Genomic DNA, 24,064 nt, shown 5'->3' with positions numbered 1-24,064 from the left:
TCAGAAGTGAAACCTCTTTGCGCTGATGGTAGTGTGGGGTTACCCATGTGAGAGTAAGTCATCGCCAGCTCATTATTCCAAACACCCCCTGCATAAGCAGGGGGTGTTTTTTTGTGCGCGGAATTTATAGTAAAATTAAATATAGTAAAAATAATATTCTGAATTTACTCAAGGTTATTTGCTGTTTTTAAATCAGCCTGATTATGTTTTAATCATTAAAATTTAAAGCCTAGGAATCTGCGTGTTTGAGGTATTTACACAGCTCTGTGGTGGAATCGGTTTATTTTTGCTTGGCATGACTTTAATGACCGAGAGCCTTAAAGATATTGCAGGTGAAACATTAAGACAATGGTTAAGTCGGTTTACTGGTTCTCCTTTTAAAGCAATGACTTCAGGTATTGCCTTGACCTTGATTGTGCAATCCTCCACAGCCACGACGCTAGCAACCATTGGCTTTGTCAGTGCAGGCGTACTCTCTTTTTCGCAAGCCATTGGTGTAATTATTGGCGCCAATATCGGTACAACCAGTACTGGCTGGATTGTGGCTTTTTTAGGTTTAAAGTTTTCTATTGGACAAGTGGCTTTGCCTCTCATTGCCATAGGCGCTTTACTTAAAATATTAGCACATGGACGTACAGCGCTTACCGGCTTGGCGCTTGCGGGATTCGGCCTGATTTTCTTTGGAATTGATTTGCTTCAAGTAGCAATGTCAGGTGTCGCAGAACATTTCGATCTTTCAATTTTCTCGACCGAAAGTTTTGCTGCAAAGCTGTTATTAGTACTTTTCGGTTTGGTCATGACTGTGATTTTGCAGTCCTCCAGTGCCGCCATTACAGCGACACTTGCTGCATTAGCAAGTCAGGCGATTCAGCTCGATCAAGCGCTTGTGCTCGTCATTGGCCAGAATATTGGAACCGTTGCAACTGCAGTACTGGCAGCCATCGGTGCAAATGCGAATGCAAAACGAACTGCTGCTGTGCATGTCTGTTTTAATGTCGTGAGTGCAATTTTTGCATTTTGTATTTTGGTTCCTTTGTTTTTATGGCTGTATCAACCACAGTATTTTTTATCTGGTTGGGATCATGTGGTCATTGTGGCAGCCTTTCATACAGCCTTCAGTGTATTTGGTGCCTTATTTTTTATGCCATTGATTCGCCCCTTTGAACAGCTGTTGGTAAAATATATTCCGGCACATGAAGATTCATTATTACAGGCCTTGGATGAAGCCAGTTTGGCAGTACCTGCGGTCGCAATTAATACGGCAGAACAAGTGATCTTTAAAACCATATTGACCCAATATTCCTGGATTCTAAAAGCCATCAAGTCAGCAGAATTGGTTTCGGCCAATGAATTAAAACAGCAAGACGAATTAATTTACAAATTACAGGATTATTTAGAAAAAATTGTTGTGCCTGAAAATAGCACTGATCAAAGTCGGCTGTTTAGCTTATTAAGGATGATGGTTTATCTGAAAGTGTTGCGTAGTGATTTGGAAAATCTAAAGCATGTTGTGAGTATTCGTACCCAACCCGCGATTCATCAACTTGCCTTGGATTTTATCCAGATTCTGGAAAATGCTGGAAATAGCATGCTAGATACTCGCTCATCTGAAGATTTGAGCCAACTGTATATTGAAATGGGACATCTTAAACAGTGGAGTAAACAGCATCGTAGCGAATTACGTGAAAAAACTAATATTTATGCTTCAACGTATCAGCTGAATGCAGCCAAAACTTTTGAGTTATTGGCTGCTCAGCGTTGGTTAGATCGCTTAGTTGCGCACAGTTACCGTTTGATTAATGTACTCAATGAGCGTCAGCAAACACTTACAATGCATCAAATTGACGACGAGCATGTTTAAGAGCAGATCTGAGGCCTTCTTCCAGCGTTGGGTGATAAAAAGGTTTTGCCAGGATTTGATGAATATCCTGATCTGCATCAATGGTCCAGGCCAGAAGATGGCCAAGATGTTCGGCTTGTGAACAGAATAGTTCTGCGCCTAATAATTTGCCTGATTTTTTATCAATATAAACTTCAATACCACCTTTATTTTCAGCAAGAACCAGTGCACGTCCCTGATTTTCATAGGAGGCAAATCCTCGAATAAACTCAATACTTTGTTCTTCTAACTGTTTAAAACTTTGCCCGATAATCGCCATTTCCGGGTGAGAGAATACGATTGCCAGTGGGGTGAGTGCGGGAATCGGCTTAATCTCGGGATAATTTAAACAGTTATGAACCACTTCTTTACCAGCATGAGCAGCTTCGTGCTGAATGGGGGCATCAGGTGCGGCATCACCCACTATAAATATCGGCATATCTGCGAGTTGTTTGGTTTTTTCATTGATAGGCAATTTTTTGATATCAGCAAAACTAGGCTCTAACTGATTTAAACCCAATCGATCCAGATTAGTCTGACGGCCTGTAGCGCCCAAAATATATTCAACTTGAATAGTTTGAGCTTGATCATTTTCAGTAAAATTAATCTGGATATGATCAGCTTGTTTTTTAACTTGATCTGGCAAGATTTTGAACTTGATATTGAGTTCTTTACTCAATTGCTCCTGTGCCAGCTTTTGTAAGACTGGACTGGTTAAGGCACCTACTTTTTGGCTACGAGCGAACAGGGTAGTGTCTACGCCCAGTCGTTGCATGGCTTGAGCTAATTCAATTGCAATGATGCCACTCCCGATTACCGCTAAAGACTCAGGTAATTGAGAAAATTCAAATATTTCATTAGAAGTGATGTATTTTTCTTTTAATTGTTGCTTTAAAGCTTTATCAACATTAGGGCGTGAGCCTACAGCAACAATAAAACTTTTGGCCCGATAGGATTGTCCATTGACTTCGATCGTTTGGGGATCAATAAATTTGGCTTTTCCGGAAATTTTATGTGAGCTGTCCCATTGATCGACACCTGTTAAAGTTGCACGAATAAAACGTTCTCTAAAGACATGCACACGTTGCATAACATCTGAAGGATCAATGACAGCATTATGTTTTAAAGCAAGTTCTTCAGCAGTTTGAATATCATGCATGCGATTTGCAGAGGAGATTAGCAATTTACTTGGCATACAACCTACACGGGCACAGGTTGTATCCCACGAGCCATCATTGATAATTAAAATATTCTGGGTATATTTAATGGCTTCGTTATAAGCACTGATTCCTGCAGTGCCTGCGCCAATAATGATGAGGTCGTACATAGAATGATTACCAAGTCTCAAAACATAATTATTTATATTTATGGTTTACAATGTTTCTGGTGTAAATTATGTAACTAGATTGCTTATTTTTGCTAATTTGAGTAAATTTTGTGTAAAAGCCAGAAGACTAACTTTATGGCAGCTTAACTATTATATCCAGTAGGAAAAATCATGAGTTTGTTTATAAATTTAAAAAAACTAGGGGTCAATACAACAATCTTGGCAACTTCAATTTCTTTGGTTGCTTGTGGAGGGGGCGGTAGTGATGGGTATTATAATAATGGTTCATCTAGCGGTAATACGGAAGGAGGAAATACAAATGATAATAACCAGTCAGAAACAGAAACGTCAAATGTAGCAACGCATTTAACTCGAGCTCTACAGAATGCGAGTGGTCAAGAAATTCAACTTGCACCAGATAATTCAAAAGTTTATTTGGCGGTCAAAGCCTTAAATGCTGACAATGGTGGTATTGCCAACAAAAATATTCGCTTAACAATTGCGACAAATAAGTTTGGCGTAACCAGCACTAACTCTTTGGTTGCAACAGGCACCAATGGTGTAGCTATTTTTGAGATTAATGTACCTGAATTGGCAGAAGCTGAAGGTTCAGTGCAACTAACTGCTACAGTTGACGGCACTTCAGTTAGTATTCCCTACACTTTAAATATTAAGAAAAGTAGTACGATTGTCAGTGACTATAGAATCAATGTGACCCAGGGCACAGTATTAAATTTACCAAATGGCAGTGTTGATGTCACTGCGACTGTAACAGATGCTAAGGGTGGTATTAAAGCGAATCAGTCTGTTACTTTAAATATGCCTGAAGCGATGCGCGGTAAATTTATTATCACTAATGGCGCAGCAACTCAACAAACAAATGCTCAGGGTGAGGTGAAATATACACTTAAAGCGAGTAGTAATTTTACATCAGCTGATCTTGCTACTTTCGCGGGTAAGTCTGAAACATTAAGTTTTTTGCTAGTTGATGAACATAAAGCTGAAAAAACCGCAATAGCAAATTTAACATTTAAAGACACATCTCAGATTGTCTCAACTCTCTCAGTAATTAAGCCAGATCAGGCTGTTGCTGCGAAAAGTACAACACCTGTAAAAATCCAAGTATTAGCAAAGAATGATCAACATGAGCCGTTAAGTGGAAAAGAGATTCGTTTGAGCTTTACAAAGGATGAGCTCGCGTATGGCGTTAAACTCAATAATGCGACTGCTAAAACGAATGCACAAGGTATTGCAGAATTTACGATTAGCACGGCCGATGTTACACATCCACTTGCTTTATCCGACACAGGTATTTCGTTAAGTGCAACCTATACAGATGGTATTAACCTTGAGTCTGGTAGCGTTATTGTTGATGTAGTAACAGAAAATACAAATGCTTCAGATGCCGATGCTATTCAGCGTTTAGAAATTGCATCTTCATATAAAGTGAATGCAAAAAATGACTCAGTTGCAGTAACTGTTAAGGCAATTAATAATAAAGGCTTAGCAGCAACTAAAGGTAAGGTTAAACTTGACTTAAATGCTGAGGCAACATCAAATGGTGTAACATTGGATGGGGCTGCGGAAAAAGACTTGGTGAACGGGTTTGCCACTTTTAATATTAAGACTAATGCCCAAACACCTGCTGCAGTAGAAGCATTGGTAAAAGCAGGAATTAAAGCTAATTTTACGACTGATAATGGTGTAAGCAATTCTATTGCTATTACAGTTGCTAATGAAGAAGTTTCTGAAGAAGCGACGCGCTATTTATCAATAGATCCAATTACTACTTCGACAGATCCAAAACTAGCGGTATTTGATTATACAAAAAATCATACTTTCACAGTTAAAGTCAAGGCAGTCGGTGTAAATGGTAGTGCGTTAAAAGGTGAAACTATTTCATTAGGTATTGCAGGGTCTTTAAGTGATAAAGAATTACAAGACTTGGGTTTGACTCATACAGGTCAGTCTTCTAAACAGACTGAAGCTGATGGTTATGCCACTTTTACTCTTGCTTACAAGGCGAATCTATCATCTGAGCAAGCTGCTTTAGCCATTCAAGGTGTACCGTTAGTTGCGACTTCAGCAAATGGTAAGACACAAACATTGCGTCTGAATTTCAAAGCACCGACAGAGCAAGGTGTGATTGATCTTGATCACTTTACAGTTGATATGTTGGGAGGTTTGACTCTAGCAGTTGGCCAAGAGCAAACATTAACTGTTGATGTCACCGCAAAAGGTACAGATGGTAAATTACTTAAAAATCAGCTGATCAGTATTGGTTTAAATGATGCAGCATTAAATAATGGTGTGAGTTACGTTTCTACGCAAGCTATTCGCACAGATGAAAATGGTCATGCAAAATTTACAATTAAAGTAAAAGCGGGCAATGTAACTGAACTCACGAATCTAATTGCGAATGGTTTAACGGTAGTCGTGAAATCAACTCGTACAGATGGTTCCGCATTTACTGTTACAAAGAAAGTTGATGTTGCACAACCACCAGTCGTTTTACCAGAGCTTGCAGGTCTGGATATTGCATATGTAGGTAATATTCAAACTGTGTCAGTGTTGGGTGGTGAAGTTCGTGTTAAAGTTGTTGCGAAAGATAAAGACAATGCCATTATTCCAAATACACCAATTCAAATTGCTTTATCTTCGTTAACTAGCTCACGTGTGTCTTTATCTTCTAACTCGGCTGTAACCAATAGCAAGGGTGAAGCAGAATTTACTGTTCGTGTTGCTGAAGGTGCGTACGATGCAAACTTGATTAAAAATGGTATCGTTTTTGCTGTAGTCGGCACAAGTTTAAATAACCCGAATGACCGTTTACAGCAAACAGGTTCAATTCAAGTTGAGATTCCAAAGGATTCTGTAAACTTACGTTTAACAGCAGATCAATCTAATTTGGAATTAGGTAAGAATTATACAGTGCAAGTAGCCGTTAAGGACGAGCTTGGAGCAAATTCAGCTTATCCTGTGAATTTGGCATTGAATACTGAAGCAATTACAGCTGGTGTGAAACTGAGTGCAGATTTAGTTTCTACGTCAGCTAATGGACAATTACCAGTAACTCTTACATTACCTAAAGATATTTCAGCTGTTGCAAAACAAGCTTTATTAGACAAGGGTATTCAGGTTAAAGGCATTATCACTAACCCTAAAGGTGAAAAGCTTGAAACTACGCTTAGCTTTACGGTAACTGAAGCGATTAACACGAATCACTTAACAATACTGAGTTCTAAAGCGAATTTAAGCACTGCCGGTGACCGTTCAATTATAACTGTTGCATTATTAGATCGAAATAACCAGCCAGTTCGTAATCAGCCAGTAAGGCTGTCTGCAAATAACGCAGCTACATTAATTATTGGTACACCAGGAAGTGGGCATCCAACCAATACCAGCGAACCTCAAACAGTGATTACGGATTCAAACGGTAATGCGTTCTTCTCGGTTGAGATTGATGGAAGTACAGTTGATGCTGATTTATTGATTGCAAGTGGAATCGAGCTAACTGCAAGTCATACTAATGAAGCAGGTACAGTAACTCAAATACACCATTTAACAGCATTTACACCTGCACCTATTGTGACTCCAACACCTCAACCACAGCCTGCACGTTATAGTCTACGTGTTGCAGCTGCTAAACCAATCATGAATGTACGTAATGATATCACGGATGTTACTGTGACTTTGGTTGATACTAATGGTGGTGGCGTAGCTGATAAGTACGTTGAATTGGCTATTGAGAATTTTGCACTTAACGGCGCAATAATTGTAGGAGCATCAGGTTTAACCACAGATGCCAACGGACAAGCCGTATTTAAAGTACAAGTGGATGAGCGTGAACGAGATGGAAATTATGATGCCGCAACATTTGCAAATGAAGATTTACGTTTAACAGCGAAATTTACAGAAAATGGCTTTATTGATGCGACTCAAGTAACCCAAGTGGATATTGTTCAGGCGGCAGTACAAAATCCAAGAGCATCGATTGTAATTGCGGTTAATAATATTGAGGTTTCTTCTTTAACTGAAAGTGGTAATGTTTATTACACAAGAAATCTATCTGCAAGTGTAATTGACTTCGATGGTAAACCACTGGCAAATCAAGAAGTAACACTTGATATTACCCCAATTTCTTATATTAAAGGGCGTAATTTATGGGCATTAGCACCTGTACCAACACAAGACCCAGCAATGAAATGGGTCTTTGGTAATCAGCAATATTATCTAAATAATATTGCTATTAATAATAATGGTACACCAAACGATCCTAACGATGACACTTTATTCCCAACGGTTACTAATAATGTCACTTCATGTGCTGCTAGCGCTGATGGAACTGCAGTAAATGGGGTGCCAGTTAAAGTTGTAAGTTTTACTAAGTCGAGTGCTGCATTAGCTAATACTGTAACATATGTTACGGATTCAGAAGGTAAATTTGATTTTAGTATTCGTTATCCAAAAAATTATGCTCAATGGCTAAATGTAAGAGTTGGTGCATCTTCTACGATAGCGAGTTTACCAACACGTACAACTTATGATCTTGGTTTACCATCATTATCAACAGATTACTCTACAGATGGTACAACATCTCCAAACGAGGTCAGTCCATACGGTACGACCACTAACTGTAATTAAGGTAATTAAAAAACAGCGCTTCGGCGCTGTTTTTTTTATGGGGAATTTAATTTAAAAATTATAAACTCGTCCCCACACTCACACCCACCGTCGGGCGTACTTGCAAAGAACTACAAGCACTCAGCGCCAAGACACACATCATCACTAATACAACTTTATTCATGCAACAAACCTTGAGATTTAGCCTGATTAAACAAAGCAACCGAACGTGTACCACTTCGGCAAACCATCAAAATCGGTTTAGGCAGCTCATTATAATATCGCGCAAATTCTTCAATATTGGCCTGAGAAAGCTGGCCACTCACCACAGGCTGATAAATCACACTCACTTGAGATTTCTCCGCAATGGAGCGTAATTGACTCACCGTGACATTATTGCCAGTTTCCTGATCCGGCCGGTTTACAATCACAGATTTGAAACCTTGCTGAATCAATTGCTGAAACTTGCTTAATGTCATTTCACCTGACACACTCAGCGAAGAGGTCATTGCACGGCTGAGATCATTTGCGGCAAAACCAAGTGAGCTGACACTTAAACAGCTTGCCAGTACTACAATTTTCCAAAAAGACTTAGTCATCCAGCAGGTCCATCTGTTTTGCCAGTTGATATAAATTATTTGAGCGATTTCCAGTACGGCAGAACATCAGAATAGGTTTCGGTAATTCATTATAATGATTGGCAAAAGTACGTACATCGAGTTCAGTAATCTGACCAGCGACGACAGGCTGAAAGACATAATCCAGACCGGCACTGCGTGCAGCTTCTTCAATTTGTGCACTGGTCGGCTGCTCAGAACCACCTTCCATATCCGGGCGGTTATTGATAATAGATTTAAAACCTTTCTCGACCACCTGAGTCACGTGTTCCGGACCAATTTGACCAGCAAAGCCTACATTTTCGCTCATGACGCCACTCCATCATTTCATTTATATCGATATGCTTTATGATAGCATTAAGCGGAAAACATGCTGAAGCTGTTGTGAAATTTTTATAAATGATGATCACCATAAGATAACGCAATGGAGCGCGTATGCAGGCTTATACAGTTGAGCCACTGTATGTAAAAAGCGGTCATGATGTGATTGCTGCAGATTTTTATCGGCCTAAAAATATAGAAAAACCGGCCGTGATCTTGATGGCCCATGGTCTGGCGGCCTTACGTCAATTTAAACTGGTGCACTATGCCCAGCATTTTGCCAGTGCCGGCTATGCGGTGGTGTTATTCGATTATCGCTATTGGGGCGGCAGTACCGGGCGACCGCGTGAGCTGGTCTCGATTTCTGCCCAGCTGGATGACTGGCGAACCATGATCAAGCATATTCAGGCACGTAAGTCGATTGACAGTCAACGGATCGTGCTCTGGGGAACTGCCTTAAGCGGAGGGCATGTACTCACCCTGGCAGCAGAACTGAAAAATATTCAGGCCGCAATGGTACAGGTGCCTTTTGTCGATGGGGCTGAAAGTGCCAGGCTTTATCCTTTGCAGCAACTCCCCAAGGCACTTAAGGTTTCTAGTCAGGACTATATGGGAAGCAAGGTCGGTATGCAGCCCAAAACCTTGCCGGTGGTCGATCCTTACGAGCTGTGTTTTATGCCGACACAGGACAGCTACGAGGGTTATCTGTCGATTGTGAATCCGGATTATTATTGGAGTGGTCAAATTCCTGCGCGGGTCTTTTTTAATTTAATGCGTTATCGCCCGATTCAGCAAGTTAGAAAAATCACCATTCCTGTGCTGTTTATTGCAGCAAAACTGGATAGTTTAATTCCGATTGAATCCAGTCGCGAAACCGTGACCAATCTTGCACCGTTTGTACAATATCAGGAGTGGAATATCCGGCATTTTGATATTTATCATGGGGAATGGTTTGAAAAAGCAGTTTCGACCCAATTAGAATTCTTACATCAACATATTGGAGTGCGCTAGATGATTATTGTATGTCCGGAATGTCTGGCCAAAAACCGTGTCCCTGAAGATAAACTCACTGCCAACCCTGCTTGTGGTCAATGTCATCAAGCCCTGATTCCACTGGCACCGATTGAGCTGAATGAACAGAATTTTAGCCAGTTTGTCACGCATAGTGACTTGCCAATCCTGATTGATCTCTGGGCAGAATGGTGTGGTCCCTGTAAAATGATGGCACCGCATTTTGCAACTGTCGCAAAACAATATCCAAATGTGGTTTTTGCAAAAATTGATACAGAAGCGAATCCGCGCTTAAGTTCTGCATTTAATGTTCGCAGTATTCCGACACTGGTGTTGATGAATAAAAGCAACGAAATTGCTAGAATAAGCGGTGCATTACGGTCAAGCGAGCTGCAAAAATGGCTTGATCAGCAGTTAAATACCCAACCCTAATTCAAATGCCTGGAGTGAAAGTGTCAGATTCTCAAGTAAGACCAGAGGGGATTCTTTCCCTACAGACGATCGCAATGCCTGCAGATACCAACTGGAGTGGTGATGTCTTTGGTGGCTGGATCGTTTCACAAATGGACTTAGCAGGCGCGATTCACGCAGAACGATTTTCAAAGGGGCGTTGTGCCACGATTTCAATTAACCAGATGACTTTTCTGGTACCGGTGAAAGTCGGGGACGTGATTAGTTGTTATACCAAAATTCTCAAAGTTGGAAAAACATCTATCCAGATGGAAATTGAGGTTTGGGACAGTCATGATGATTCACGCCCACCAATTCGGGTGACTGAAGGTGTGTTTACCTTTGTTGCTGTCGATGTGAAAGGTAACAAGCGTCTTATTCCAGACGAAGCGAAACAGAAGTTCTTGGAATCACAGCTCGCCCAATAAACGGCTTAAAATAAAAACCCCGGCAATCAGAGCCGGGATTTTTATTGCAGAAATTATGATGATTTTTTCAGCTGATCTTTGGCAATCCAAGCCCAGAGCATTTCACATTGAATGGGGGCTTCACCTGATTCATCCGTGACGGTGACCTGAACCAGGGTTTCACCTTTATCCGAGTTTTGCATCAGGGCTTGCTGCTCCGACGTGAGCGTAGCAACAGCAGTCATGGCACCGCGTGTCGGGCGCTTAAAATCAACCTTTAAGCTTTTGATCAGTACAATTGCTGTATCAGGCACATTCATTGCCGTGACAAAGCCGGTCGCTGTTTCTGCCAATAACGCCATCGCGCAGGCATGCACCTGACCAATATGGTTCTGCATGGCTTTATGATTGGCGATTTTGACCACGACTTTTGCTGGACTTAGCTCTACATAGCGAAGCTTGGCAGAGCCGACCATAGGAACGATCCGGCCAAAGGTTTTACTCAATAAAGTACTTCGAATACCTTGTGGTAATTTGGAAGTGGCGTTCACCAGTTTAGTCAGTCGATTGCGATGCGTCATAATTCCTTCTTCAAGACACAGGATGGTCTTAATCTTTAAAGTTATTGAACTGTAAAGGCAAACCAAATTGCTGTTCTTTTAAGAAGGTCATCACTTGTTGCAAAGTGTCGCGCTTCTTGTCCGTTACACGAATCTTGTCACCCTGAATAGAAGATTGCGCTTTAATGCCGCTTTCTTTAATGGCTTTATTGATTTTTTTTGCGGTATCAGAGTCAAGACCATCTTTGAGTTTGATTACCTGAATCACGTTTTTACCAGAAGCCGTCATTTTCTGTGGATCGAGTGCCTGAATATCAACTTTGCGTTTAAAGAAATGACTTTCGAGCATGCTATACACTTGTTCACACTGGAAATCACTTTCAGTCGAAATCTTGATTTCCTTGTTTTTTTCATTCAGTTCAATAGAAACGTCCTGACCGCGGAAGTCAAAGCGGGTCGCAATTTCTTTTTGCGTGTTTTGAACTGCATGATTTACTTCAAAAATTTCTAATTCAGAAACAATATCGAAAGAAGGCATGGTTTAGACCTTTACAAATGGAAAGAATATCTGAGATGCTAGGGATGTTTTCTTCATTTGCCAAGTGTTGTTTACATCAAAGGAGTGCGCAATGATCCGTAAACAAGAAATTACAACATTTGAGTTCCCAGAAAATGCAATTATCTGGGATGTACGCGATACAAGTGCTTTTGCTGAAGCACACGTGAAAGGGGCGGTGAATCAGCCCATTAACGATCTTTCAGCAGAGAGCCTAACTCAGGTGTCAGCGGATCAACCCATTTACATCTTGTGTGGTGGGGGTAGTAAAGCTCCACGTGCTGCTGAAAAACTAGAGGGTTTTGACAGTTCACGTGAATATGTCATTCTGATGGGGGGTACTCGTGCCGCCCGTGATGCAGGCTTACCGCTTGAACAGGGTGCATAAGCATTCTGTTAAAAAGAAGCGCCGCAAGGCGCTTTTTTATTGGCTGAAATTTAATCCCTCCCAACCTCCCTTTTCTAAAGGGAGGAGCTACAGGCATTCGATTTATTCATAAAAGTAGAGAAAAGTCCCCCTTTAAAAAAGGGGGACTTAGAGGGATTCATTCAAAAGGGTAATTAAATTTGTGGCTTAAAATAAGGCTTCTTGGCTTTTACTTTCTTTTGAAAGCGGCTCACGCTGAGTTTTTTAACCAGACTTGCTGGAACAGGACAGGCTTCACCCAGAATCTGGGCGGCCAAAATTTCACTACAAAGGGGTGCAAATAAAAAGCCTTTGGAGCCTAGACCGGCAAAACTATAAATTTCCTGTTCAGGCTGCATTTTACCGAGTAAAGGAAAGTAATCCTGACTTTGGGCACGTAGCGCTGCACGGCCATGCCAGGTGTCCATCGGTGCTAATGACGCGGCATAATCTGGAAAGACGCTCTGGAGCAGCTCATGATTATGTGCATGATCTTCTGGGAGCACCTCTGTATCCTCCCGGCCGGGATGGAAAGATGCACCGAGAATTAAATGTGTATCATCCAGTTGCATACAATACCCACCGTAGTTATAAGCAGTATCTTTGCTTAAAGGCTGAGCGCTATTGTTTAGCCAGCTCACTTGTCCACGAATTGGCTTGAGTGCCGGATAATGCTCAAAGAATTGTGCTGTCTCGCGGGCGCTACAAACCAGCGCATGATCAAACTGACCCAAACAATTTTCATTTTCAAAAAGTTTGGGTTGAGATAGCTGCTCAATTTTGGTGATTTTTGCTTGGATATATTTAATATTCGGATGCTGTAAAATTTCATCACGCAATTGATGCGGAGAAATAGTTCCTGCTGCTAAAAGTTTTAAACTTGAATATTCAGTATGCAGTTTCTGCTCATCCGCCGTTTGCACTGAAAGAATATGTGCTGGATATTCATCTGCCAGACTTAAAAGAGTCTCGGGATGTTTGAGTGCCAATTGACTGACCTGAATCGGTCGAAAGGCTTTGAATTTTGCATAATGAGTCAGGGCATGTTGCCAAGCCAAGGTCATTAAATGTTCTGCACTCTGCTCAATCGGGCAGAGTTTTGGGTTCAAGAGCGCAAGCGGATTACCAGAACCACCAGCAAGTGGCGCTGATTGATCGTAAATCGTGACTTGGTGGCCACGCTGTGCAAAGGCCCAAGCAGCACTTAAACCTGCGATTCCGGCGCCAATAACTGCAATCTGGCGTATGTTAAATTCAAGCTCAGGATTTAATGCTGTTTTTTTTTGAGTAATATCCTGATCTGCACCCGAATTGGCTGGTTCAGATAGCTTCCAGATGGCTTTGAGCATTTCACGTTTATGCCCAAAACCTCTTGGACGTGAAATGGAAATCCCATGATTCTTTAGGCCACGTTTCAGGACACCTGCGACACTAAAAGAAGCGAAAGTGGTGCCGATCTCGGATAAACGCACAATATTATTTAAAACATTTTCTTCCCACATGTCTGGATTACAAGACGGCGCAAAACCATCCAGAAACCATGCATTCACAGGTGCGGTTTTTTCCATGATGGGAAATACATCATGGGCATCTCCGAGCCACAAGTCGATTGAGAAACGTTCTTCCGGGAAGCTTAAACGGTGGCAGCCTGCAATTGGCATCGGATATTGGGAAATCAGTTGATCTGCCAATGGCTTGAGTTCAGGCCAGACATTTAAAGCGCGAATCAGATCGGGTTTAGAGAGCGGAAATTTCTCCACTGAAATCGCATGCAAATGACTGTGATTGTCCGGACGGGTCTGCTGCCAGAGCTGCCATAACGCCAGAATATTCAGTCCTGTGCCAAAGCCGGTTTCGCCCACACAAAAATATTCAAACGGTTTTAAGTCAGTCAGGCGGGTCGGCAGGTCATTGCCATTTAAAAAAACATGGCGGGTTTCCAGCAAACCATTGTCTTTAGAAAAATAAACATCGCCAAACTGTTTAGAGACAGGCACTTCAATGCCATCCACCAAGTGCCAATCGAGATCGGCGGTTTGAATTGCATGCGACAAAACGACTACAACCTTAAATAAGTCCGAAAGGGGAATAGATTACCATTGACGGCGGCGCTTGGTATAAACGTAACTGGCAATCAGAAAGCCCAGCAAAACGCCCACGGCCAACGTGGCAGCACCATACAGGAACATCTGCGCACTGCGTTCGCTTTGTAAAACCTGTACTTGCACGCCAAGATTGTCATTTCTGAGCTGTAGTTCCTGATTTTGTGCTAACGCTTCCAGATTGGCTTTTTCCAGCTGTTGCAGACGCGTCGCCTGATCTTTCACCAAAGCTTTTACTTTGGCGTCTTGCTGAGCTTTATTTCTGGCAAGTTCTTCAGCAGTCAGTGGCTTATTTCCAGTTGCCGGAAGTACTTGAGATGCTGTTGCAGCCACAGGGATGATTGCAGGTTTTGGCGTAGCAGTGGGGGTTGCGACCGCAGCTTGTACAGCAGCAGCGGCGACACTGTTTGGTGTTGTCTGAACTGTGGCAACTTCTACTGCCCATACAGAATGAAAGGTACAACAGAGGCCAATAACACTGGCAAGAACAACACGCATAAACCTTATCCTTGAGGGAATGCTTTGTTAAACGGTTTCACATCAATCTGTGCATATACACCTTCTTTCAGGAAGGGTTCATCCTCTAGCCAGGTATCCAGGTCTTCACGGCTGTCAAAATCGACAATGATGGTACTACCATAAAAGCCGGCTTGTGGATTACTCGGATCTTTCGGCATCGCGCCTGCAACAATCAGACGGCCTTCATCATTCAGCTTTTGCAAGCGGGCAAGATGTTGTGGACGAATGGCAAGACGTTTCTCCACTGTACCTTCCTGATCGGTACAGCTAACGACAAATAATGGCATGATGATTCTCAATTGTTTGTAGTTGGATTTATTCAGCAGTCTTAAAGTATTTACGCAATACAATAAACTGGATAATGATAAAGGAAAACATCACGATCATGTCACCGAATGCCGTGAATTCGCCCCAATATTTTCCATCCAGCCACAAGTAGGCAAAGAAGGTATGTAAAAATGACATCAGTGCAAACATGGCGACCCAGGCATAGTTCAGTTTGATCCAGCCTTTTTCACTTAAGTTGAAAACCGGGCCAAACAGACGCTGAATCAGTGGCTTTTTATCTTTACTAAACCAAGGCGACAGCAGGAATACGCCGGCAAAGACCAGATTCAGCAATACCGCCTTTAAACGGATATAGAAATCGTCGCTCAGCATCAGAGTGATCCCACCAAAAATCACGGTCATAAACAGCACAATCCATTGCTGCTTATCCAGGCGGAATTTTTGCATGACAAATAACGCACCATAGACCACCAGCATAGCAATAATCAGACCCGTGGTTGCCACAAGAATATTATTATTGTCGACACCCCCCGCAGAACCGATCAATTGCAAAAGTTGATGGTCAGTGTCTTTTGGATCTACAGTTTTATATAAATAAAAGAAAATAATGAGTGGCACAAAGTCTAAAAGTGCTTTCATGTTAGAGTATCTAAATCTGATTAAATAAATGTCATAGTATAGAGATGCACGGCGTAGATTTACATACACATAGCAATATTTCTGATGGAACTTTAACTCCACAGCAATTGGTCGAGGCTGCCGTAGAGAAATCGGTGCATACTTTGGCATTGACAGATCACGACACTATGGATGGCCTGGAACTGGCACAAGAAGCCGCTAAAAATCATGAGATTAAGATCATTTCTGGGGTGGAAATCTCCAGCCAGTGGTCACGTCCAGCCACCAAGAAAAATTATGGCGTGCATATTGTTGCACTGAATATGCAAAATCCTGAGCCTTTACAAAAAGCCCTCAATCAGCAGAAGAAAATCCGGGCGGAACGCTCGAAACAGATCTGTGACTTACTGATTCCTTTAATTGGTCAGGATATTTATGCCGATGTACTGGTCAAAGTCGATAATATCCCTGATCGGGTAACACGGACGCATATTGCCAAAACCTTAGTAGAAAAAGGTATTGTGACTCGCCCGCAACAGGCTTTTGATAAGTACATCAAGGAAGGCAAGAAAGCCTATGTCAAATTTGATGGCTTGAGTCTTGAAGACACGGTTCAGGTGATTCATGAAAGTGGCGGTTTTGCAGTGCTGGCACATCCGACCAAATATGACCTATCTGCGACCAACATTCGTTACCTGATCGAGATCTTTGCCAAGTTTGGTGGCGACGCCGTTGAACTGCCGCCAGCGGTAGATCCAAGTTCCACTCGCCAGATGGTCGATCGGATGATTGCGGAGCATCGTCTGAAAGTTTCGATTGGCAGTGACTTTCATGGCGACCATATGCCATGGATCAGACTCGGGAATGTGCCGAGCCTAAAACCGGGACAAGTCGGGATTTGGGAGAGTTTTGTTGATTGAGTGCTTTACTCGAACTTTGTTCTTGCAAAGCAGAAGTGCCTTTTGCTGATAGAAAAGGGCAAGAGAAGAATAAATTACAGTAGGTTATGATCTTTGGCCTGAATCGGTGGTGGGGTTGGTTTGCCCAGCGTGCCTAAGAGTTCAATTTCAATTGTACGCACCATTGAGTCCAGTGGCAAATCATTACTTTGCGTGCCAAAAGGTTCTTCAATTTCTGAGCTTAAGGCATCTAGTCCTAAAAAGGTATAAGCCAAAATTCCGACCAGCAAAGGCGTAAATAAACCCAATGTTGAACCCAGGCTAAAAGGCAAAATAAAACAGAAAAAATAGACGGTACGATTCAGCAAGACCGAATAGGCAAAAGGCAAAGGCGTTGTCGCAATCCGGTCACAACCAGTCTGGACAATACTTAGTTCTGCCACATGATTATTCATCTGCATATAGATGATGTCTGAGATTTCACCTTCTTTGAGTGCCTGCATTAACTCCCATTGAATCAGGCTTAAGGTATATTGCGGCGCGTTGGCCTGTTGATAGAGCTGGGTCACCGCTTGCTGGCTCATGCCGCTGGTTTCAACCAGTTCGGTCGGATTGGCTGTTTGATGGCGTAGCCGGTCACGGAGAACATTGGCAAAGACAATCACATGCTGAATCACACGCTCACGGCGACCTTGGGACAGCATCCTGCAATCCCGGTCAAAATGACGTGAATTGGCAATCAAAATACCCCAAAGTTTGCGCGCTTCCCACCAGCGGTCATAACAGGCCGAGTTCTTAAATCCGAGAAAGATCGACAGCACGACTCCAATCAGGGTAAATCCGACCAGGGGTAATTCTGGAAAATGAAAATAGCCAATATGTGATAAGCCACCAATGATAGCTGACATCAGCATCACCACGCCTAAAGGTGGTAAAACTTTAGGTAAAATCGTCCCCCGCCAGGAAAACAGCAGTTTAAAAACAGTCGGCTGGTCACGTACGATCATTTATTGGAATCATCACAATTTTTTTCATGATCTTGTGGAGTTGTGCCTGCTTTGTCAAGTGCTATTCAATACTGCATTTCCGGTTTGATGAGTTGCTGCTCAGCAAAGGAAAAACTGCCTTCCAAAGCAATGATGCAATGGTCGATTAAATGGATATCCACCAGCTGGCAAGCCTGTTGAATCTGACGGGTCAATGCCAGGTCGGCCTTGGATGGAGAGGGCCGACCCAGCGGATGATTATGCGCAATGACAATCGAGGTCGCCTGCTGGCTAATCGCATAACGTAGCAATTGATTAATAGAAATATCACATGCATTGATGGACCCATAAAACAGTTTTTTAAAGGCAATTTTTCTTAAACTGGCATCCAGACACAGCACGGCAAACACTTCTTGAGTTTCACCGAGCAGTTCAAAACGTAAATAATCTCTCAGCCGTTTGGAATTATTGAGCTCCAGTGCATCCTGTTTCAGATGTTCGGAAATATAACGCCGTCCGAGTTCCTTGACGGCCATGAGTTGGGTATATTTACTGATGCCCATGCCATGAAACTGGCTGACTTCCTGTAAAGGTGCATCCAGTAAGGCAGTGAGATGACCGAAATGCTGAATCAAGAGTCGGGCAAGTTCGACTGCGGAATGTTGCTGGGAGCCCGAACGAAGAAAGATGGCCAGTAGCTCGGCATCGGACAGACTTTCTGCGCCATATTGAATTAAGCGTTCTCGCGGCCGTTCTTGTTCCGGCCAGTTTTTAATAGAAAATTGCATAGTTATTAGACTTATTTATTATGAATTATCAGTTTTCCCGCAAGCCGATCTCTTGGGAATGCGGTTATTTAATGCTATTGTGAGCCCCACTGCAACAGAAAGGTAGCCTGTTTGTGAGCTTCGACGTAAGTGTAATTCCTCATAAAAATATCATTTTAGCTGTGACTGGCGGCATTGCTGCCTATAAAAGTGCGATTCTGGTTCGTCGTCTGAAAGATGCTGGATTTAATGTGCGGGTGGTGATGACCCAAGGGGCACAGGCTTTTATTACACCTTTAACGTTTCAAGCCTTATCAGGCAATCCGGTCCATACGGCATTACTGGATCCTGAAGCGGAAGCAGGTATGGGGCATATCGAGCTGGCACGTTGGGCGGATCTGTTACTGGTTGCACCTGCAAGTTGTGACACCTTGGCAAAGTTTGCAGCAGGTCTAGCAGATGATTTGCTCAGTACTTTATATCTGGCGACCAAGGCCCCGGTCTGGGTGGCGCCTGCCATGAACCAGCAAATGTGGGCAGCTAAGCCAACACAACGCAACTTGGCCACTTTAATTGAAGATGGTGTGCATGTGATCATGCCGGATGCCGGATCTCAAGCCTGTGGCGATGTGGGTTTAGGCCGTATGCCTGAGCCGGAAGATCTGGCACGACAAGTCACAGAATATTTCCATCAAGCACAGCGTGCGATCGCAGAAAAATTTGGTCAGCTTGCGGGTAAACGTGTCACCATCACCGCCGGTCCAACCCGTGAAGCGATTGATCCGGTACGTTATATTTCCAATCACAGTACCGGTAAAATGGGCTTTGCTCTGGCAGCTGCCTGTTATGCCGCTGGGGCAGATGTGACCCTGATTGCAGGGCCAGTGACTCTGGATACACCAAATGGCGTCAAACGCAAAAATGTCAGTTCTGCCGTAAAAATGCTCAATGAAAGCATGCAGATGCTGGAAGATGGCTGTGATATTTTTATTGCAACTGCTGCGGTGGCGGATTACCGCGTGGCGGAAGTTGCAGAACACAAAATTAAAAAAACTGGCGATGAGCTGAATGTGGCGCTTGTGAAAAATCCGGATATTGTTGCGACCATCGCCCAGCAAGAGAAACGTCCGTTTATGGTCGGTTTTGCGGCGGAAACCCGCAATATTGAAGAATATGCCGCGGGCAAACTGGTCGCGAAAAAACTGGATATGATTGCCTGCAATGATGTCTCACGTGCCGATATCGGTTTTGCGTCGGATGAAAATGCCATGACCGTATTTTTTGCCGAACAGTATCAGATGGATAAGCGTGATCTGGAAAAAGCCTCCAAGCAGGAAATTGCCCAGCAGCTGATCGAAGCGATTCATGATGCCTTGCATCGTGATCCATCCAGTGATGACGATTTTTAAAAGAATCTTCACAAAAAAAAGCCCTGTTAGACTCAGGGCTTTTTTATGAGTAAATTTTTATCATTTATTCAAAAAGCTGTAGAAATCTTAAATAATTTAGTCATGATTCATGCACTGCTTATTTCTTGTTTTTTCAAAAAAGCATAAAATAGGTCACAGAATAAGCAAGCATAACAATACTGCATATATCAGCTATAAGCAGGAACAGGAAAGAAAAAGAAGGAGGCGCTATGAGAACAATCATTGTGTTATGGATGATCGCCTGTCTGGCTGGATGCAGTTACTTTGTCTCGATGGATGAATTGGCCAGAAATATTCAAGCGCAGATGCAACAGGAATTTAATTCCAATCAGGATTATCAACGCTATCGTTTTACTGTGCAGAAGGTCAAAATTGTCCAGCGGCAGGGCAATCAATTTAAAGCGATTTCTCATCTGAATTATCAGGGGGAGGCATATCCGGTCAATGTCAAAATCTTTAAGGTCGATGGAGGCTATAGGTGGGCGATCGAAGAGGATGCCTTTGCTTTTATTGATGAAATTGAAATAGAGCAATACCGGCAGCAACTGGATCGGGAGTTACAGCAGCTGGCTTCAGCCTTAGATGACCTGGAACCTGTAGATGAGTCAAAAGAACATGAGCGCGGTTCTCTGGTCACACCCATTGCCGAGCCAGAATTTCAAGGTGTTTCTTATCAGGAAGAACCGGTTCCGGTCGGTAATATCACCGCATATACTCAATAACGTCTTCGCTCATCTCTATAAAAAAGCACCGATGATCGGTGCTTTTTTATATCGATTAGACTTTTAAATTCGTATTTAGGATTCAACTTGCTGATGTTCACGCACATAGTCTTCAGTACGTTGCATTGCTTCTTGAATATTAAACAGCGCAGTTTCCACATCTTTCAAGGTTTTGGCATTGCCACCGCTTAGTGCCTGACGCCATTTACGTGCACCCGGCAAGTTCTGGAACAGTCCTAAAATATGACGGCTAATAATTGACAATGGTGCACCTTCTGCCATGCGCTGGGCAATATAAGGCAGCATTTGTTGCATGATCTCGAAACGATCCGGTACATCCAGATTCCACAATTGGCCCAGTTCAGCCAATAAGTACGGATTATGATAGGCTTCACGACCAATCATCACGCCATCGACATGTTTGAGATGTTCCAGCGTTTCGGCATAGGTCTTGATCCCGCCATTGATTTCAATCAGCAGATCAGGACGATCCTGCTTCAGGCGATAAACATCTTCATAACGCAGGGGCGGCACATCGCGGTTTTCTTTAGGCGATAGACCTTTTAATAAGGCAATGCGCGCGTGTACGATAAAATTATTGCAGCCGGTTTTGGCTACGGTATCGACAAAATGCAGCATTTCTTCATAAGACTGCATATCATCAATCCCGATCCGGTGTTTTACAGTCACTGGAATATCCACCGCATGCTGCATTTCAGCAATACATTCCGCGACTAAATCGGGTTCAGCCATGAGGCAGGCCCCAATTTTATTATTCTGTACCCGGTCACTCGGGCAACCCACATTTAAATTGACTTCGTTATAACCCCAATCCTGTGCCATCTTGGTACAGATCGCGAGATCTTTAGGATTCGAGCCACCAAGTTGTAGCACGATCGGCTGTTCTTCGGTGTTAAAGTCCAAATGCCGTTTGGCATCCCCATAAATGATGGCACCTGTGGTGACCATTTCAGTGTACATAATCACATTTGGGTTAAACAGACGGGCAAAGAAGCGATAGTCTTTGGTGGTCCAATCCATCATCGGGGCAACACTGATTCGTGGTTGAAGTTTATTTTCAATGGTGGTCAGATCAGTCATTCAAAATTATGCCTTAACGAAATGGAAGAAGAAGGGATGAATAAATCACCCAAAGATTATTTTTTTTTGCCCAAGCTCGCTAGGCCAACATCGCAAAAAAAGAGGGCGTAATACTAGCATAAAATCAGCAGAACGACCCGGCGAACTTGAGTCAAGCCAGTAAGTCCAGGACATAAAACAAGAAATAAAATTAGAATTCCAAGTCATTCCAGAATGGTATATTTTGATAGTAGAAACACCAATATAAAAAATGATAGAAATAAGGAGAATAATTATGCTGTTATTGGAGGAGATTTATAAAAGCCATAAAGCACAAAATTCAGCACATTTTAACTTAAAAATTCATCGTGGCTTAGGCTGGTTTAAAAAAGCGCTAGACTTGGATCAAGATCTGGATTTTAAATTCATCAGTCTATGGATTGGTTTTCAGGCTATTTATGCAGAAGAGGATGATCGGGTTCAGGGAAAGGATAAGCTGCATCAATTTCTAGAAATACTTTGCCAAAATGATCTGGACCAGAAGATTAATCATATTGTCTGGGAAAAGTACAGTCAGCCAATCCACTCACTCTTAGCGAACCCCTATATGGAACAAAGTTTTTGGGATTATCGTCACCAGAAAATTAGTCTGGAACGCTGTAATGCTGAACTGGAAACGCAGAAAAAAATCATACAGCATGCTTTAAATGAGCGAAATTCTGTCGAAATTTTAGTCGGGGTATTTCGTCGTTTATATACATTACACCATCAGCTCATGCAGGGCGGAGTTACCTATCATAGTTCCCTGAACCACAAGTCACTCGAGGAAAGCTGCCGGATTCTGGCCGCTTTGCTGCCGGTCTTTATCTGTATTTTATTGGAAAATTCAGTTGCTCTAGATTTAAATAAACCTTTCTATCCAGCGGCTCAAGTCAGCTAAGTATAGTTAAGCATCTAGGCTGCTGTCCGGGCGTGATGCCATTGGTCCAGTAAGGCGAATAGGGTGGCGCCTAGGGCTAGCCCGAGTCCTGCTATACAGGTCATGCTCCAGCCCCCATGATGCCAGGCATATACACCCAAGGCCGAACCACAGGCACCGCCAATAAAGTACAGGGTCATATACAGTGAATTGACCCGTGATTTGGCATCCGGGCGCAGGCGGAAAATCACATTCTGATTACAGCTATGCGTAATCGCCAACCCCAGATTAATCAGTCCATAGCCCAGAATATAGCTCAGCAGCGATACCGCACCAAAATATAGGAACAGCCAGCTCCCAATCAGGATCGAACAGCCAATCCAGCTCAAGGTTTTGATATGGCCCCGATCGGCCCATTTGCCAATAAATTGAGTTGACAATGCACCAAAGACGCCGACCAGTGTCACCAGACCGACCATGACATCAGACAGCTGGAAAGGTTCTTGGGTCAGCAGCAGGGCAATGGTCGAGAACAGCATGCTCATGGCGGCAAAAGCACAGGCACCGGTAAGAGAGCGCAAGACCAGTCGTGGTTCATGTGTTAATAAGCTCGTCATAGATTTGAAAATCGCTGTATAGCTGATTCTTAGACGTGGCAGACTCGGTAATTTTCCTCGCAGATAAAAACTTAAAGCCAGCATGCTGATGCCACTGACGATATAGATCATTTTCCAGTGAAACAGGTCGGACAATAATCCCGCAATACTGGTCGAGAGCAGAATGCCCACCAGTAATCCGCTCATCAGGAAGCCCACCACTTCTCCAGTTTTTTCCGGTTTGACTGCCATGGTGGCCAGGGGAATCAGAATCTGTGCAGCCACGGAAAACAACCCGGCAATGATGGTGCCAACCCACAGCATCGGCAGGTTTATTGCACTGGCACAAATAAATAAACCTGCAGCTGCACCCAGCATGAGAAAGGGAATCAGCTTGGTTTTATTCAGCATATCGCCCAAAGGTACAATAAACAGCAGGCCTAATGCATAAGAGATTTGAGCAAAGGTAACGGTGAGTGCCACTTGTGATTCCGGCACCTGATAATATTGCTGAATCGATGAAATCAGTGGCTGGCAATAATAGTTGGCGCCGGCACATAAACCACAGGCAATCGCCATCAGCCATAATAAGGGCTTGTTTTGACTGATATCGAGGGGCGTGTTCATAGCAGCAACCTTATCTAAGCCGAGGAGAATTTAAAACAAGCAGCGCATTGATGCAGGAATGAAAGGCACTATAAGTGAGAACTTTAGGCTTTAAAAGTAGAAAAATATTACAATGACTCAATGAAAAGATCTTAGATCGCAAGGACTACACAAGACTTGAATTAGAAAACCAGTCAGGAATGATCAGGTTGCCAGATTTTTGATCAATAGCTGGCTTTATTACAACGCATAGGACAAAGAAAGAACGGAAAATCCCCTGAAAATGAAAAAAATTAAATAATGGCTCTCATTTTATGCGCAGATATGGTGCATAAACTTTATTTTAGTCACTTATTCGGTTTATGACATTAATAT

Annotated in this window: 23 protein-coding genes; 10 read left to right on the top strand and 13 right to left on the bottom strand. The window is 42.8% G+C overall.

What is annotated here, in order from left to right; translation table 11 throughout:
* Positions 1–241: 241 nt before the first annotated feature.
* The gene (locus GVV58_RS12110) at positions 242–1,861 is read left to right on the top strand and encodes a Na/Pi symporter (protein ID WP_159516658.1); all 1,620 of its coding nucleotides are present in this window, start codon (positions 242–244) and stop codon (positions 1,859–1,861) included.
* Here the strand turns inward: GVV58_RS12110 and GVV58_RS12105 are convergent.
* Positions 1,827–3,206, bottom strand: coding sequence for a dihydrolipoyl dehydrogenase (locus tag GVV58_RS12105; RefSeq protein WP_159516657.1), 1,380 nt, complete (start codon positions 3,204–3,206; stop codon positions 1,827–1,829). The genes GVV58_RS12110 and GVV58_RS12105 overlap by 35 nt on opposite strands.
* Before the next feature lie 171 nt (positions 3,207–3,377).
* On the opposite strand from GVV58_RS12105, the gene GVV58_RS12100 reads away from it, so the two are divergent.
* On the top strand, positions 3,378–7,850 hold the full coding sequence (locus GVV58_RS12100; RefSeq protein WP_005101772.1) for a hypothetical protein: 4,473 nt from the start codon (positions 3,378–3,380) through the stop codon (positions 7,848–7,850).
* 155 nt (positions 7,851–8,005) lie between these two features.
* On the opposite strand, the gene GVV58_RS12095 is transcribed toward GVV58_RS12100, so the two are convergent.
* Positions 8,006–8,428, bottom strand: coding sequence for a sulfur transferase domain-containing protein (locus tag GVV58_RS12095; protein WP_159516656.1), 423 nt, complete (start codon positions 8,426–8,428; stop codon positions 8,006–8,008).
* On the bottom strand, positions 8,421–8,756 hold the full coding sequence (locus GVV58_RS12090) for a TIGR01244 family sulfur transferase (RefSeq protein WP_005098133.1): 336 nt from the start codon (positions 8,754–8,756) through the stop codon (positions 8,421–8,423). Before GVV58_RS12090 ends, GVV58_RS12095 begins: the two co-directional genes overlap by 8 nt.
* A 125-nt stretch (positions 8,757–8,881) precedes the next feature.
* Here GVV58_RS12090 and GVV58_RS12085 point away from each other — a divergent pair, with 125 nt between their 5' ends.
* From GVV58_RS12085 to GVV58_RS12075, 3 genes are read left to right on the top strand one after another with little or no spacing between them, the layout of a single operon-like run.
* Complete coding sequence (locus GVV58_RS12085) at positions 8,882–9,778, top strand: alpha/beta fold hydrolase (RefSeq protein WP_159516655.1); 897 nt, start codon at positions 8,882–8,884, stop codon at positions 9,776–9,778.
* Positions 9,779–10,210 (top strand): thioredoxin TrxC, encoded by a 432-nt coding sequence (gene trxC / locus GVV58_RS12080; RefSeq protein WP_085064696.1) that lies wholly within the window; start codon positions 9,779–9,781, stop codon positions 10,208–10,210.
* Between the two features lie 20 nt (positions 10,211–10,230).
* Positions 10,231–10,656 carry an acyl-CoA thioesterase gene (locus GVV58_RS12075; protein WP_159516654.1) on the top strand — a complete coding sequence of 142 codons (426 nt, stop codon included), beginning with the start codon at positions 10,231–10,233 and terminating at the stop codon, positions 10,654–10,656.
* Positions 10,657–10,709: 53 nt separating this feature from the next.
* On the opposite strand, the gene GVV58_RS12070 is transcribed toward GVV58_RS12075, so the two are convergent.
* On the bottom strand, positions 10,710–11,216 hold the full coding sequence (locus GVV58_RS12070) for a DUF4442 domain-containing protein (protein ID WP_159516653.1): 507 nt from the start codon (positions 11,214–11,216) through the stop codon (positions 10,710–10,712).
* A gap of 28 nt (positions 11,217–11,244) precedes the next feature.
* Complete coding sequence (locus tag GVV58_RS12065; protein ID WP_005098115.1) at positions 11,245–11,733, bottom strand: YajQ family cyclic di-GMP-binding protein; 489 nt, start codon at positions 11,731–11,733, stop codon at positions 11,245–11,247.
* Positions 11,734–11,824: 91 nt separating this feature from the next.
* Between GVV58_RS12065 and GVV58_RS12060 the strand changes: the two genes are divergently transcribed.
* Entirely contained in the window at positions 11,825–12,139 is a 315-nt protein-coding gene (locus GVV58_RS12060) for a rhodanese-like domain-containing protein (RefSeq protein WP_005098114.1), read from the top strand.
* Positions 12,140–12,312: 173 nt separating this feature from the next.
* On the opposite strand, the gene mnmC is transcribed toward GVV58_RS12060, so the two are convergent.
* From mnmC to GVV58_RS12040, 4 genes are read right to left on the bottom strand one after another with little or no spacing between them, the layout of a single operon-like run.
* A complete protein-coding gene (gene mnmC / locus GVV58_RS12055; protein WP_159516652.1) occupies positions 12,313–14,211 on the bottom strand; it encodes an FAD-dependent 5-carboxymethylaminomethyl-2-thiouridine(34) oxidoreductase MnmC in 1,899 nt (632 codons plus the stop codon).
* Between the two features lie 39 nt (positions 14,212–14,250).
* Positions 14,251–14,757, bottom strand: coding sequence for a hypothetical protein (locus GVV58_RS12050; RefSeq protein WP_159516651.1), 507 nt, complete (start codon positions 14,755–14,757; stop codon positions 14,251–14,253).
* 5 nt (positions 14,758–14,762) lie between these two features.
* A complete protein-coding gene (locus GVV58_RS12045) occupies positions 14,763–15,065 on the bottom strand; it encodes a YciI family protein (RefSeq protein WP_005098111.1) in 303 nt (100 codons plus the stop codon).
* 28 nt (positions 15,066–15,093) lie between these two features.
* On the bottom strand, positions 15,094–15,705 hold the full coding sequence (locus GVV58_RS12040; RefSeq protein WP_005168649.1) for a septation protein IspZ: 612 nt from the start codon (positions 15,703–15,705) through the stop codon (positions 15,094–15,096).
* Positions 15,706–15,749: 44 nt separating this feature from the next.
* On the opposite strand from GVV58_RS12040, the gene GVV58_RS12035 reads away from it, so the two are divergent.
* The gene (locus GVV58_RS12035) at positions 15,750–16,604 is read left to right on the top strand and encodes a PHP domain-containing protein (RefSeq protein ID WP_005098107.1); all 855 of its coding nucleotides are present in this window, start codon (positions 15,750–15,752) and stop codon (positions 16,602–16,604) included.
* A 74-nt stretch (positions 16,605–16,678) separates the two neighbouring features.
* On the opposite strand, the gene GVV58_RS12030 is transcribed toward GVV58_RS12035, so the two are convergent.
* On the bottom strand, positions 16,679–17,590 hold the full coding sequence (locus GVV58_RS12030) for a bestrophin family protein (RefSeq protein ID WP_004281608.1): 912 nt from the start codon (positions 17,588–17,590) through the stop codon (positions 16,679–16,681).
* Between the two features lie 65 nt (positions 17,591–17,655).
* Positions 17,656–18,357 (bottom strand): DNA repair protein RadC, encoded by a 702-nt coding sequence (gene radC / locus GVV58_RS12025; protein WP_159516650.1) that lies wholly within the window; start codon positions 18,355–18,357, stop codon positions 17,656–17,658.
* Positions 18,358–18,470: 113 nt separating this feature from the next.
* Between radC and coaBC the strand changes: the two genes are divergently transcribed.
* Positions 18,471–19,745 (top strand): bifunctional phosphopantothenoylcysteine decarboxylase/phosphopantothenate--cysteine ligase CoaBC, encoded by a 1,275-nt coding sequence (gene coaBC / locus GVV58_RS12020; RefSeq protein WP_159516649.1) that lies wholly within the window; start codon positions 18,471–18,473, stop codon positions 19,743–19,745.
* Positions 19,746–19,975: 230 nt separating this feature from the next.
* On the top strand, positions 19,976–20,488 hold the full coding sequence (locus GVV58_RS12015; RefSeq protein WP_159516648.1) for a hypothetical protein: 513 nt from the start codon (positions 19,976–19,978) through the stop codon (positions 20,486–20,488).
* A gap of 75 nt (positions 20,489–20,563) precedes the next feature.
* Here GVV58_RS12015 and dusA read toward each other — a convergent pair whose 3' ends face one another.
* Positions 20,564–21,580, bottom strand: a complete 1,017-nt coding sequence (gene dusA, locus GVV58_RS12010; RefSeq protein ID WP_171502648.1) for a tRNA dihydrouridine(20/20a) synthase DusA — start codon at positions 21,578–21,580, stop codon at positions 20,564–20,566.
* Positions 21,581–21,863: 283 nt separating this feature from the next.
* Between dusA and GVV58_RS12005 the strand changes: the two genes are divergently transcribed.
* On the top strand, positions 21,864–22,508 hold the full coding sequence (locus GVV58_RS12005) for a hypothetical protein (RefSeq protein WP_159516646.1): 645 nt from the start codon (positions 21,864–21,866) through the stop codon (positions 22,506–22,508).
* Positions 22,509–22,522: 14 nt separating this feature from the next.
* On the opposite strand, the gene GVV58_RS12000 is transcribed toward GVV58_RS12005, so the two are convergent.
* On the bottom strand, positions 22,523–23,710 hold the full coding sequence (locus GVV58_RS12000; RefSeq protein WP_159516645.1) for an MFS transporter: 1,188 nt from the start codon (positions 23,708–23,710) through the stop codon (positions 22,523–22,525).
* Between the last annotated feature and the right edge of the window lie 354 nt (positions 23,711–24,064).

Origin of the sequence: Acinetobacter sp. 18QD2AZ41W, from assembly GCF_009829025.1 — a bacterium.
GTDB lineage: Bacteria > Pseudomonadota > Gammaproteobacteria > Pseudomonadales > Moraxellaceae > Acinetobacter > Acinetobacter pseudolwoffii.
The sequence above is the reverse complement of the archived record's forward strand: the minus strand, read 5'-3'. Positions and strand labels throughout refer to the sequence as shown.